Source organism: Oceanibaculum sp., assembly GCF_022449305.1.
In the GTDB taxonomy this organism is placed as follows: Bacteria; Pseudomonadota; Alphaproteobacteria; order Oceanibaculales; family Oceanibaculaceae; genus Oceanibaculum; species Oceanibaculum indicum.
Window position 1 is genome coordinate 1 of sequence record NZ_JAKUSO010000041.1, and the last position, 12,584, is coordinate 12,584.

The window sequence follows — 12,584 nt, forward strand, 5'->3', positions numbered from 1 at the left end:
GCTCGTTTATTCGTTCGAGATCGGGTCCGTCACGCTCGTAATCGGCGTGCCCAGATGTGCGGCCAGCATGTCCTTGTTCGGCACATTGTCCGGCACCTTGCGGAAGCCGTCCATATCGTCGGAGAAGCAGAACAGCTTGGTCGGGATGTCGGAAAGGCGCTCGAAGGCCTGGCGCACCATCGTGGTGCGCGCCACCTCGCCGAAGGTACCGATATGCGGCAGGCCGGACGGGCCATAGCCGGTCTCCAGCAGCACATAGCCCTTCTCCGGCACTTTTCCCCCGATGCGGTCCAGCAGTTTGCGCGCCTCCTCGAAGGGCCAGGCGCGGGCGGCGGGGGCGAGGTCTCGCTCGAAGGGCTGGATGGAGGTCATGGCGCGTAACTTTCCGCTAATTTGAGCGCCGGAAGCTAGGCCGGAGTCCGGTTCGGGTCAACCATGCAGCGAATCCGCCCCGCGCGGTAGCTCACGGCGCCCTTCATGGCCCGGTTCACGGCCCGGTTCACGGCATGGTGAGTGGCCGTGTCCCGGCCATGTGTTTATATACGGCTCGAACGATATGGGTGGAGCGATCAGGTGGCGCAGACGCACGGACAGGATAGCAGGGAGGCTGGTGCAGGGCTTTTGCTGCGCCGATTCTGGCCGCTGCTCGTCCTGGCTGTCGCGCTGACCCTGTTCTTCGCGCTCGACCTCAACCGGTACTGCACCATCGATGCGGTGCGCGACAATCGCGGCGCGCTGATGGCGCTGGTCGCGGAATATGGTCTGCTCGCGGCGTTGGCCTATGCCGTCCTTTATGCGCTGTTCGTCGCCTTTTCGCTGCCGGCGGCGACGGTGCTGACCCTGCTGGCCGGTTTCCTGTTCGGCACCGCCTCGGGCACGCTGATCGTGGTGGCCGGGGCGACGACAGGCGCGGTCGCGGTGTTCCTCGCCGCCCGGCACATGTGCCAGGATGCGCTGCGCCGCCGCGCCGGACCTTGGCTGGGCAGGATGCAGGGCGGCTTCAACGAGAATGCCGTCTCCTACATGCTGGTGCTGCGTCTGGTGCCGCTCTTCCCCTTCTTCGTGGTGAACATCGTCCCGGCCCTGCTGGGTGTTTCCTTGCGTGTCTTTGCCCTGACCACGCTGGTCGGCATCATTCCCGGCAGCCTGGTCTATGTCAGTGTCGGCAACGGGCTGGGCGCGTTGTTCGAGCGCGGCGGCACGCCGGATCTCGGCCTCATTTTCGATATGGAAATCCTGCTGCCGCTGCTGGGTCTCGCCGCGCTGTCGCTGCTGCCGGTGGGCTACAAGGCCTGGAAGCGGGCGCACCGATGAGCCAGCGCACCGAGACCGATATCTGCGTCATCGGCGGCGGTTCGGCCGGGCTGTCGGTGGCCGCCGGGGCGTCGCAGATGGGCGCCCGCACCGTGCTGGTGGAGCGCGCGAAGATGGGCGGCGACTGCCTGAACTATGGCTGCGTGCCGTCGAAGGCGCTGCTGGCCGCCGGCCGCCGCGCCCGCATCGCCAATCACAGCGCCGATTTCGGCATCGACGGTCATGCCACCGTCGATTTCGCCCGGGTGCAGGCGCATGTCGCTGGCGTGATCGCCGCCATCGCGCCGCACGATTCGGTCGAGCGCTTCCAGGGGCTGGGTGTCACCGTCATTCAGGCCGATGCCCGTTTCACCGGTCCGGGAGAGCTGGTTGCCGGCGATACGGTCATCCGCGCGAAGCGCTTCGTCATCGCCACCGGGTCGCGCGCCGCCATTCCACCGGTACCGGGGCTGGAGAGCGTGTCGTGCCTCACCAACGAGACGATCTTCGGGATGCCGGAAAAGCCCGCCCATCTGCTGATCCTCGGTGGCGGGCCGATCGGGCTGGAGATGGCGCAGGCGCACCGCAACCTCGGCTGCGAGGTGACGGTGATCGAGATGGCGTCGATCGCCGGCAAGGACGATCCGGAGCTGGTCGAGCAGCTGCGCAAGCGGCTGTACGCCGATGGTATCCGGCTGCTGGAGCGCACCAAGGCGCTGGGCGTTGCCGCGAAGCAGGGCGGTGTCAGCGTGATGGTGGAGAAGGATGGCATCGCCGAGGAGGTGTCGGGCAGCCATCTGCTGGTGGCGACCGGCCGCGCACCGTCTGTCGAGGGGCTGGGGCTGGAGGCCGCCGGTGTGCGCTACGGCAAGAAGGGCATCGAGGTCGATGCCCGCCTGCGCACCAGCAACAGGCGCATCTTCGCCATTGGCGATGTCGCCGGCCCGTATCAGTTCACCCATATGGCCGGCTATCACGCCGGCATCGTCATCCGCAACGCGCTGTTCCGCCTGCCGGCCAAGGTCGATTATTCGGCCGTGCCCTGGGTCACCTATACCGATCCGGAACTGGCGCAGGTCGGCCTGAATGAGGAGGCGGCGCGGCAGCAGCATGGCGATATCCGCATCCTGCGCTGGGGCTTCCACGAGAATGACCGGGCGCAGGCCGAGCGCGAGACGGAAGGCTATGCCAAGATCGTTACCCTGCCGAACGGGCGTATCCTGGGGGCAACGATCCTGGGCCCGCAGGCGGGTGAGTTGATCGCGCTGTGGGCGCTGGCGGTCTCGAAGAAGATGAAGATCGGCGCCATCGCCTCGCTCATCCTGCCCTATCCGACGCTGGGCGAGGTCGGCAAACGCGCTGCTGGCAGCTTCTACACGCCGAAGCTGTTCGGCGAGCGCACACGGAAGATCGTGCGCTTCCTGCTGAAGTTCGGCTAAAACCGGTTCATGCCCTTCGACGCCTTTACCCGTTCGCTGTCCGCCCGGCTGCTGGTGCTGACCATCGGCTTCGTCATGCTGGCCGAGGTGCTGATCTACACCCCCTCCATCGCGCGCTACCGCGAGACCTACATGGAGGAGAAGCTGGCCTCGGCCCATCTGGCGGCGCTGACCATCGATGCCGCCCCCGACCGCATGGTGACGCAGGATCTGGAACAGGCGCTGCTGGCCCATGTCGGCGCGCATGCCATCGACCTGTTCAAGGACGGGCAGATGACGCACATGCTGGGCAGCGAGGATTCGCTGCGGCCGGCGGAAGCCTTCGACCTCCGGACAGCGATGGCGAGCGACCTCATCATGGATGCTTTCGCCGTGCTGCTGCGCACCGAGGACCGCCTGATCCAGGCGACCGGAACCTCGCCCAAGGATGCCGAGGTCGTGGTCTCCGTGATCTTCAACGAAAAGCCGATGCGCGCCGAGATGCTGGCCTTCTCCGAGCGCATCCTGGCGCTGTCGCTCATCATCTCCTTCATCACCGCGGCGCTGGTCTTCTTCAGCCTGCGCAGCATGCTGGTGCGGCCGATGCAGCGCCTCACCCAGAGCATGACCGAATTCCGCCGCGACCCTGAGGAAACGCCGGTCTTCCCCGCCAGCAGCCGGCGCGACGAGATCGGCACGGCTGCGCGCGAGCTGGCCTCGATGCAGAGCGACCTGAAGGCGGCGCTGCGCCAGAAGACGCGGCTGGCGACGCTGGGCGCCACGGTCTCCAAGGTGAATCACGATCTGCGCAACATGCTGGCCACCGCCTCGCTGGTCTATGACACGCTGTCGCGCAGCGAGGACCCGCATGTGAAGCGGGTGGTGCCGACGCTGTACCGCACCATCGACCGGGCCATCAACATCTGTACCCAGACGCTGAACTTCACCCAGGAACATCCGCCGGTCAGCAAGGCGCCGGTGCGGCTGCGGGAGTTCGTCGCCGAGATTGCGGAGGAGATCGATACCGGCTTCTTCCCCGCCGAGCGCCAGGCCGAGCTGGTGCCCGATATCCCGGAGGAGCTGACGGTGGAGATCGACCGCCACCAGTTCCACCGGGTTATCGCTAATCTGGCGCGCAATGCCGCCGAGGCGGGGGCGGAACGGATTCGCATCTCGGCCCGGCGCGATGACATGGGCACGGAAATCCTGGTGGAGGATGACGGGCCGGGCATGCCGGAGACGGTGCGGGTGACGCTGTTCCGGCCCTTCGCCGGCTCCACCAAGGCGGCGGGAACGGGTCTCGGCCTCGCCATCGTGAAGGATCTGGTGCTGGCCCATGGCGGCACGGTAGAATTGGCGCATACCGGGCCGGAGGGCAGCTGCTTCCGCATCCTGCTGCCGGTGGAAAAGCGAAAGCGATAGGGGGATAGGGCGATGGCGCGTGACGGGGATCGCTGGAATGCCGACCAGTATCTGAAATTCTCCGGCCCGCGCTTCCGGCCCGGCCTCGACCTGCTGGCCCAGGCGCCGGTCGCCGACCCGGCTAGCATCGTCGATCTGGGCTGCGGCACCGGCGACCTGACGCTGGCCATCCAGGCGCGCTTCCCGAAGGCGCGCATCACCGGCATGGATAATTCGCCGGACATGCTGGCGAAGGCGCGCAAGCATGGTGCCGACATCGACTGGGTCGAGGCCGACCTGATGCGCTGGACGCCGAAGACTCCCGCCGATCTGGTCTATTCCAACGCCGTGCTGCAATGGATTCCCGACCACCCCACGGTGCTGCGCCATGTCGCCGGCATGGTGAGTGCGACTGGCGGCCTTGCCATCCAGATGCCGCGCAATTTCAACGCGCCGTCCCATGTGCTGGCGCGCGAGACGGCGGCGGGGCCGCGCTGGAAGGACCGCATCGGCGGTGCGCTGCTGCGCGACCCGGTGGCCGATCCCGATGTCTATTACCGGCTGTTGGGCGATCTCGGCTTTTCCCATATCGACATCTGGGAGACCGAATATCTGCATGTGCTGGAAGGCGACGACCCGGTGCTGGAATGGGTGAAGGGCACGGCGCTGACTCCGGTCTTCGCTCTGATCCACGGGCAGGCGCGCGCCGATTTCGTCGCCGAATACGGTGCTGCGCTGCGCATCGCCTACCCGAAACAGCCCGATGGCAGGACGTTGTTCCCGTTCCGGCGGATTTTCCTGACCGCGCGGCGCTAAGCCGCGTTTATAGTCCGGCGGATGAATGCCGCCCCTACCCTTCTTCTGCCGAAAGCACCGGTGCTGGTCGCCGGGCGTACCGAGGCCGCCTGGATCGATTCCGACGGCGAGATCGAGACGCTGAGCCTCGCCGACGCGGCGAAGCGCGTCGTGCTGGAGCCGCCGATCCTGTGCCACGCCCGCGCCACGGCGGAGCGGCTGGGCCAGCAGGGCTTCGCCGCCTATGACCTTCTGGAGCTGTTCGCCTTCGTGCACCCGGCACGCTTCTGCCTGCCGACACCGCGCGGGCTGATCGCGGCGCTGGAACTGCCGGCGCCGGGCGATCTTGCCGGGCAGGCCGCCGGACTGATCGCGGCGGCGCAGCGACTGCTGGCCGATCTTGCCGATCCGGCGCGCGGTCCCGGCGGCATCGAGTATGACCGCCATGCCCGGCCGGTCGCCCGCGCCATGCATGCCTGTGGCTGGCGCTGGGCACCCTACGCGCTGACGGCGCTGGGCGAGGCGGTGCCGGAGCAGTCCGGCCCGGTGCGCCCGGTCGGCATGGATATCTGGCGCGACCTGCCAGAATGGTCGGAGGATGCGCCGCCGCCGAACCCCAGCCATTTCCCGGTCGATCCCGCCGAGGCCCGTGCCCGGCTGGCGGAACTGCTGGGCGGATCTGCCGAAGCCCGGCCCAGCCAGGCCGATTATGCGTCTGCCGCCAGCGCCGCTTTCGCCCCGCGCGAGGAGGAGGATGCGCCGGCCCTGGTGCTCGCCGAGGCCGGCACCGGCGTGGGCAAGACGCTGGGCTATGTCGCGCCGGCCAGCGTCTGGGCGGAAAAAAACAAGGGCACGGTCTGGATATCGACCTACACCCGCAATCTGCAGCACCAGATTGATGGCGAGCTGGACCGGCTTTTTCCCGACCCCGCGCTGAAGGCGCAGAAGGTGGTGGTGCGCAAGGGGCGCGAGAACTACCTCTGCCTGCTGAATCTGGAGGAGGCGGTGCGCGCCCTGCCGATGCGTCCGCAGGATGGTGTGGCGCTGGGCCTGATGGCGCGCTGGGCGGCGGCGACCCGTGCCGGCGATCTTGTCGGCGGCGACTTCCCGGCCTGGCTTGCCCATCTGCTGGGGCGGCCCCGGACCAGCGGCCTGTCCGACCGGCGCGGGGAGTGCATCTATGCCGCCTGCCAGCACTACCACAAATGCTTCGTCGAAAAGTCGATCCGTCGCGCCCGCCGGGCTGAGATCGTCATCGCCAACCACGCGCTGGTGATGATCCAGGCCGCGCTGGGCGGCGGCGATGGCGGTGGGGAGAATGCCGCCAGCCTGCCGACCCGCTATGTGTTCGATGAGGGGCATCATGTGTTCGATGCCGCCGATGGCGCCTTCTCCGGCCATCTGACGGCGCTGGAGATGGTGGAGTTGCGGCGCTGGCTGCTGGGCGCGGAAGGGCGCGGCACCAGCCGTGCACGCGGGCTGAAGACCCGCGTCGAGGACATGATCGCCGGCGATGACCGGGCGGAGGAGGCGCTGCGCCGGGTGCTGCATGCTGCCCGCTGCCTGCCCGGCGAGGGCTGGAACAGCCGCATCGGCGAGGGTCAGCCGGACGGGCCGGCGGAGGCGCTGCTGGCGCTGGTGCGCAAGCAGACCTACGCCCGCCAGCCTGACCGCTCCAGCCCCTATGGCATGGAGACCGACGCGCATCCGCCGCTCGACGGGCTGCTCGACGCGGCGGCAACGCTGGAGGGCGCGCTGGGCGCGCTGCTGCAGCCGATCCAGGAGCTGAAGAAACGGATATCCGCGAAGCTGGATACTGAGGCGGATCAGCTCGATACCGCCGCCCGCCAGCGCATGGAGGCGGTGGCCCGCAGCCTGACCCGGCGCGGCGAGGTGCAGATCGGCGGCTGGCGCGGCATGCTGAAGGCGCTGGCCGAGGGCACGCCTGAGGAGTTCGTGGACTGGTTCGCGGTGGACCGGTTCGACGGGCGCGACATGGATTACGGCATGCACCGGCACTGGGTCGATCCGACGCTGCCCTTCATCCGCTCCGTGGTGGAGCCGGCGCAGGGCGTGCTGGTGACCTCGGCCACACTGCGCGACGGCTCCGGCGAGGTGGAGCGCGACTGGGCCGCCGCAGAGGCGCGCACCGGCAGCCGCCATCTGCCGGCCCCCGCCGTGCGCGTCGCCGTGCCCTCGCCCTTCGATTATCCGAACCAGACCCGCGTCTATGTCGTCACCGATGTGCGCAAGGACGATCTCGGCCAGGTGGCGGCTGCCTACCGGTCGCTGTTCCAGGCCTCGGGCGGCGGCGGGCTCGGCCTGTTCACCGCGATCAGCCGGCTGCGCGCCGTGCATGGCCGCATTGCCGCCCCGCTGGATCAGGCTGGTATCCCGCTCTATGCCCAGCACGTCGATGGGCTCGACACCTCCACGCTCATCGACATTTTCCGGGCGGAGGAGGCGGCCTGCCTGCTGGGCACCGACGCGGTGCGCGACGGTGTCGATGTGCCGGGACGTTCGCTCAGGCTGCTGGTGTTCGACCGGGTGCCCTGGCCGCGCCCGGATATCCTGCACCGCGCCCGGCGGGAGCATTTCGGCAAGCGCGCCTATGACGACATGATCACCCGGCTGCGCCTGAAACAGGCCTTCGGCCGGCTGGTGCGGCGCGGCGACGATCACGGCGTGTTCGTGCTGCTCGACCCGATGATGCCCTCCCGGCTTGCCGGCGCCTTCCCGGAAGGGGTGGCGGTGCAGCGCGGCGGCCTCGCCGAGGCGGTAGCCGGTGTCAGGGAATTCTTCGGGACGGCGGACGAGGCGGCCGAACAGGCGGGCCAGGCCCGGGGGTGAGGGGCCATAATACGAACCGTCATTCCCGGGCTTGTCCCGGGAATCCAGGGTTCAGCCTACTCGATAGGCATCCAGTAAGCGGAGGCATGGACCCCCGGCACAAGGCCGGGTGTGGCGTCTGAGGGGGGCGGCACGCTCGAAATCCCCTACTCGATGCCGAAATACACCAGCACGAAGGAGACGGTTACCACCGACAGCACGGTGGACATCAGGATCGTGCCGCTCATGCGCTGGGTGTAGATTCCATAGCGCAGCGACAGCACGAAGGCCAGGCCGCCGGTCGGCAGCGCCGCCATGATGACCGCCGAGGCGGCCCAGAACGGGTCGAGATTCATCACCGGCACGGCCAGCCACCAGGTGATCAGCGGCTGCGCGATCAGCTTCAGGAAGGTCATGATGCCGACCTCGCCAAGGCCCGCCGTCATCGGCTTGCCATAAAGGAACAGCCCCATCGAGAACAAAGCCGCCGGCCCGGCGGCGGCGCCCAGAATCTTGGAGAAATTCTCGATCGGCACCGGCACCGCGATCTGCCAGGCGGAGAACAGGATGCCGATGGCGGTGGACATCACCAGCGGGTTCTTCGCGATGGCCACGGCCACGCCGCGCAGGATCAGCAGCGGCCGGCTGCCGGCCTTCATGTCCAGTTCGATCAGCACCACCATCACGCCAACCACCAGCGCGCCGTTATAGACGGTGGCGATCAGCGCCGGCAGCAGCATCTGCTCGCCGAAGGCGGCGATGAACAGCGGCACGCCCATATAGCCGGTGTTGGAGAAGGTCGCCGCCATCCCTTGCATGCAGTGCAGCGCCGGACGGCCGGGGAACAGCATCAGCCCGGCGATCATCGCCATGGCGAACACCGCCAGCACGCCGCCCGTATAGGCCGCGAGATAGGGCCAGTTGAAAATCTGCTCCAGCGGCACCTGCGCCATCGACAGGAACAGCAGCGGCGGCAGGGCGAAGTAATAGACGAAGCTGTTCAGCGCCTGCGAGGCGCTTTCGCCCAGCAGGCCCAGCCGCCCGGACATGTATCCGGCGAACATGATCCCGAAAACGGGCAGGGCGACGTTGAAGACGGCTTGCATGGCGCCGCGACCTTACAAGCCCCGCGCGCAGGGGTCGAGACTTCGCATGCATGCCTGTTTCACATGCGTCATTGGCAGGGCAGGGCCGGCGCGCCATATTCCCGGCATGTCCGATAGCATGCTCGTCTTCGACCGCCCTTCCGTCCGTGCCCGCCGCGACCGCGCGGCTGCCGGTTTTTCCGGCTTCTCCTTCCTGAAGCGGGAGGTGGCGGCACGGCTTGCCGACCGGCTGGACGGCATCAACCGGCGCTTCCCGCTGGCGCTCGACCTCGGCAGCCATCATGGCGAACTGGCGGCGGAACTGGCCGGCCGCAACGGCATCGAGCGGGTGATCGCCGCCGATCTGTCGCCCGGCATGGCCGGTGCGGCGCGCGCGGGGGGGCATCCGGCGCTGGCGCTGGATGAGGAGGCGCTGCCCTTCGCCGCCGGGTCGCTGGACCTCGTCGCCTCCTGCCTGTCGCTGCACTGGGTGAACGACCTGCCGGGTGCCTTCCTGCAAATTCGCCAGTCCCTGAAGCCGGACGGGCTGTTCCTCGCCGCGATGCTGGGCGGCACCACGCTGGTGGAGCTGCGCGAGGTGATGGCGCAGGCGGAGATCGACGTCGAGGGCGGGCTGTCGCCGCGCCTCTCCCCCTTCGCCGATGTGCGCGATGCCGGCGGGCTGCTGCAGCGCGCCGGCTTCGCCCTGCCGGTGGTGGACAGCGACTGGCTGGAGGTGACCTATGACAATGCGCTGGCGCTGATGCGCGATCTGCGCGGTATGGGCGAGACCAACGCGCATCTGGAACGCCGCAAGGGGTTCACGAAGCGCGCCACCCTGCTGCGCGCGGCGGAGCTGTATCAGGAGCGGTTCGCCGGCCCGGATGGGCGCATCCCGGCAACCTTCCAGGTACTCTATCTGACCGGCTGGGTACCGGATGCGGCGACCCAGCAGAAGCCGCTGAAACCCGGTAGTGCCGCCGCCCGTCTGGCCGAGGCGCTGGGCGGGGTGGAAGTCTCCACCGGGGTGAAGCCGAACTGACGCGAGGGGGAGCCTTGCGCCGGGCGCGGGTGGCAAAGCGCCCGATTTGTGCAAATTAGTAACCGACAACGCCAAGAACCGAGATATCGAGGAACCGCCATGTCCAGCGCAGCCCTGAAGACCGACCCCGCCGATATCGTGATTGCCGATCTGCTGCCGGCCTGCCGCGACGCGGTCGAGGCCGCCGACCGGCTGACCGATTCGGCGCTGCGCAATGTCGGCGCGCTGGTGGCGCCGGACGGCAAGATCAGCAGCGCCCTGCTCGACCGCGAACAGCTGGCGGTGCATGGCGTTTCCTGGCTCGCCACCTACACCGAATCGCTGCGCCAGATGCTGGGCTGGGCGGAACGGCTGGAGGCACAGGGCGCGTTGCGCGAGTTCGAGGCGCTGATCCTGCAGGCCGCGTTCGGCGAATATCTGGCGCAGATCGCGGGCGGAATCGCGATCTCGCAGGTGGAGATGGTGCGGCCGCGCGATTTCGGGCTGGAAGCGGCGGATGTCGCGGCTTTTCGCACGGTATCTGTCGAAAAGCTGATCGCCGCTGGCTACACCAACGCGGTGCGGCTGCGCCTCTCTGAACTGATGGCGGACGGCCTGACCAGCGGCGATTTCGGTGCGCTGGGCCTCGATGACGAGATGCTGGAAATGATGCGCGACCAGTTCCGCCGCTTCGGCGCGGAGAAAGTCGCGCCCTTCTGCAATGACTGGCATCTGAAGGACGAACTGATCCCCATCGCCGTGGTCGAGCAGATGGCGGAGCTGGGCGTGTTCGGCCTGACCATCCCGGAGGAGAATGGCGGCCTCGGCCTCGGCAAGATGGCGATGTGCGTGGTGACGGAGGAACTGTCCCGCGCCTATATCGGCGTTGGCTCGCTGGGCACCCGTTCGGAGATCGCCGGCGAGCTGATCCGCCTGGGCGGCACGCCGCAGCAAAAGGAACACTGGCTGCCGAAGCTGGCCAGCGGCGAGATCCTGCCGACCGCCGTGTTCACCGAACCGAATACCGGTTCCGACCTCGCAAACCTGCGCACCCGCGCCGTGCGCGAGGGCGATCACTACGCGATCCATGGCAACAAGACCTGGATCACCCATGCCGCACGCACTGACATGATGACCATCCTGGCGCGCACCGGCTCGCCGGACAGCGGCTATAAGGGCCTGTCCATGTTCCTGGCAGAAAAGCCACGCGGCACGGATGAGGACCCGTTCCCGGCCAAGGGGATGACCGGCGGCGAGATCCATGTGCTGGGTTATCGCGGCATGAAGGAATACGAGCTGGGCTTCGACGGCTTCCAGGTGAAGGCGGAAAACCTGCTGGGCGGTATCGAGGGGCAGGGCTTCAAGCAGCTGATGGCGACCTTCGAGAGTGCGCGCATCCAGACTGCCGCGCGTGCCGTTGGCGTGGCGCAAAACGCGCTGGAGCTGGGCCTCGCCTATGCCCGCGAGCGCATCCAGTTCGGGCGGCCGATCTACGACTTCCCGCGCGTGTTCGGCAAGCTGGCCTGGATGGCGGTGGAGACCATGATCGCCCGGCAGCTGACCTATTTCGCGGCGCGCGAGAAGGACAGCGACCGGCGCTGCGACATCGAGGCCGGCATGGCCAAGCTGCTGGCCGCCCGTGTCGCCTGGTCGAACGCCGACAATGCGCTGCAGGTGCATGGCGGCAATGGCTATGCCCATGAATATCCGGTCAGCCGGGTGCTGTGCGATGCCCGCATCCTGAACATCTTCGAGGGTGCGGCCGAGATTCAGGCCCATGTCGTGGGGCGCGGCCTGTTGTCGCGGCGCATGGAAGGACGCAACTGAGCGCACTCCCGGCGTTGTGACTTCCCATCGGGGCGGCTTATATGGATGGCATGAGCGATATTTTCTTCATCCTGACCGTCATCGCCATGCTGATCACGCTGGCGGTGCTGGGAACCGGCCTGTTCGCGATGGCGCGCGGCGGCGACTTCAACCGGCGCAATTCCAACAAGCTGATGCGCCTGCGCATCATCGCGCAGGCCGTGGCGCTGGCGCTGTTCGCCATCGCCATGCTGATGCGTTGAGGCGTCCCGCATGGTGAAGCTGACCCGCATCTACACGCGCGGCGGCGACAAGGGCAAAACCTCGCTGGGCAATGGCAAGCGGGTGGACAAGCACGCGCTGCGTGTCGCCGCCTATGGCGCGGTGGACGAGGCGAATGCCGCCATCGGCATCGCCCGGCTGCATACCGCCAGCCTGCCCGACGCCGATGCCATGCTGGGGCGCATCCAGAACGATCTGTTCGACCTTGGCGCCGATCTCTGCACGCCGGACGATGGGAAGGATCTGGGCTACGAGCCGCTGCGCATCCTCGACAGTCAGGTACAGCGGCTGGAGCGGGAGATCGACGCGATGAACGCCGAGCTGGCGCCGCTTTCTTCCTTCGTGCTGCCGGGCGGCACACCGGCCTCCACGCATCTGCATCTGGCGCGCACGCTGGCCCGTCGCGCCGAGCGCGCCATCACCCGCCTGTCACGCCGCGAGCCGGTCAATCCTGCTGCGCTGCAATATGTGAACCGGCTCTCCGACCATCTGTTCGTCCTGGGGCGGTTCCTGAACGACAAGGGGGCCGGAGACGTGCTGTGGATTCCGGGCGCGACGCGCGAGGCGCAATAGGCCGGCGGAAAGGATGTTTCCGCATGGCAGGGTTTATTGTGCATTGCCGAAGGAATCGGCTAGGGTCGCTTGACACAAAAA

Annotated in this window: 10 protein-coding genes and 1 pseudogene; 9 read left to right on the forward strand and 2 right to left on the reverse strand. The window is 67.8% G+C overall.

Annotated features, from left to right (window positions below; all coding sequences use genetic code 11):
* Positions 1 to 21 precede the first annotated feature (21 nt).
* A pseudogene (lysK, locus tag MK313_RS12385) lies at positions 22 to 372 on the reverse strand (lysine--tRNA ligase); the annotation flags it as partial.
* A gap of 249 nt (positions 373 to 621) precedes the next feature.
* On the opposite strand from lysK, the gene MK313_RS12390 reads away from it, so the two are divergent.
* Genes MK313_RS12390 through MK313_RS12410 form a run of 5 tightly spaced genes read left to right on the forward strand, consistent with a single transcriptional unit; the run spans position 622 to position 7,757 of the window.
* Positions 622 to 1,314, forward strand: coding sequence for a TVP38/TMEM64 family protein (locus MK313_RS12390; RefSeq protein ID WP_287781871.1), 693 nt, complete (start codon positions 622 to 624; stop codon positions 1,312 to 1,314).
* Positions 1,311 to 2,732, forward strand: a complete 1,422-nt coding sequence (locus tag MK313_RS12395) for a dihydrolipoyl dehydrogenase family protein (RefSeq protein ID WP_287781873.1) — start codon at positions 1,311 to 1,313, stop codon at positions 2,730 to 2,732. The genes MK313_RS12390 and MK313_RS12395 overlap by 4 nt, the downstream gene beginning before the upstream one ends.
* Before the next feature lie 9 nt (positions 2,733 to 2,741).
* Positions 2,742 to 4,133 carry a sensor histidine kinase gene (locus MK313_RS12400; protein WP_287781874.1) on the forward strand — a complete coding sequence of 464 codons (1,392 nt, stop codon included), beginning with the start codon at positions 2,742 to 2,744 and terminating at the stop codon, positions 4,131 to 4,133.
* A 12-nt stretch (positions 4,134 to 4,145) separates the two neighbouring features.
* Complete coding sequence (locus tag MK313_RS12405; RefSeq protein WP_287781875.1) at positions 4,146 to 4,928, forward strand: methyltransferase domain-containing protein; 783 nt, start codon at positions 4,146 to 4,148, stop codon at positions 4,926 to 4,928.
* A gap of 21 nt (positions 4,929 to 4,949) precedes the next feature.
* Positions 4,950 to 7,757 carry an ATP-dependent DNA helicase gene (locus MK313_RS12410; RefSeq protein WP_287781876.1) on the forward strand — a complete coding sequence of 936 codons (2,808 nt, stop codon included), beginning with the start codon at positions 4,950 to 4,952 and terminating at the stop codon, positions 7,755 to 7,757.
* A gap of 146 nt (positions 7,758 to 7,903) precedes the next feature.
* Here MK313_RS12410 and MK313_RS12415 read toward each other — a convergent pair whose 3' ends face one another.
* Complete coding sequence (locus MK313_RS12415) at positions 7,904 to 8,842, reverse strand: AEC family transporter (protein ID WP_287781877.1); 939 nt, start codon at positions 8,840 to 8,842, stop codon at positions 7,904 to 7,906.
* 106 nt (positions 8,843 to 8,948) lie between these two features.
* Here MK313_RS12415 and MK313_RS12420 point away from each other — a divergent pair, with 106 nt between their 5' ends.
* The 4 genes from MK313_RS12420 to MK313_RS12435 all read left to right on the forward strand — a co-directional run bounded on the left by MK313_RS12420 (position 8,949) and on the right by MK313_RS12435 (position 12,503).
* Positions 8,949 to 9,863 (forward strand): methyltransferase domain-containing protein, encoded by a 915-nt coding sequence (locus MK313_RS12420; protein WP_287781878.1) that lies wholly within the window; start codon positions 8,949 to 8,951, stop codon positions 9,861 to 9,863.
* 99 nt (positions 9,864 to 9,962) lie between these two features.
* Entirely contained in the window at positions 9,963 to 11,669 is a 1,707-nt protein-coding gene (locus tag MK313_RS12425) for an acyl-CoA dehydrogenase family protein (protein WP_287781879.1), read from the forward strand.
* A gap of 50 nt (positions 11,670 to 11,719) precedes the next feature.
* Positions 11,720 to 11,911: a twin transmembrane helix small protein gene (locus tag MK313_RS12430; protein ID WP_040706312.1), complete on the forward strand. Its 192-nt coding sequence runs from the start codon at positions 11,720 to 11,722 to the stop codon at positions 11,909 to 11,911.
* A gap of 10 nt (positions 11,912 to 11,921) precedes the next feature.
* Positions 11,922 to 12,503, forward strand: coding sequence for a cob(I)yrinic acid a,c-diamide adenosyltransferase (locus MK313_RS12435; RefSeq protein WP_287781880.1), 582 nt, complete (start codon positions 11,922 to 11,924; stop codon positions 12,501 to 12,503).
* Positions 12,504 to 12,584: the final 81 nt, after the last annotated feature.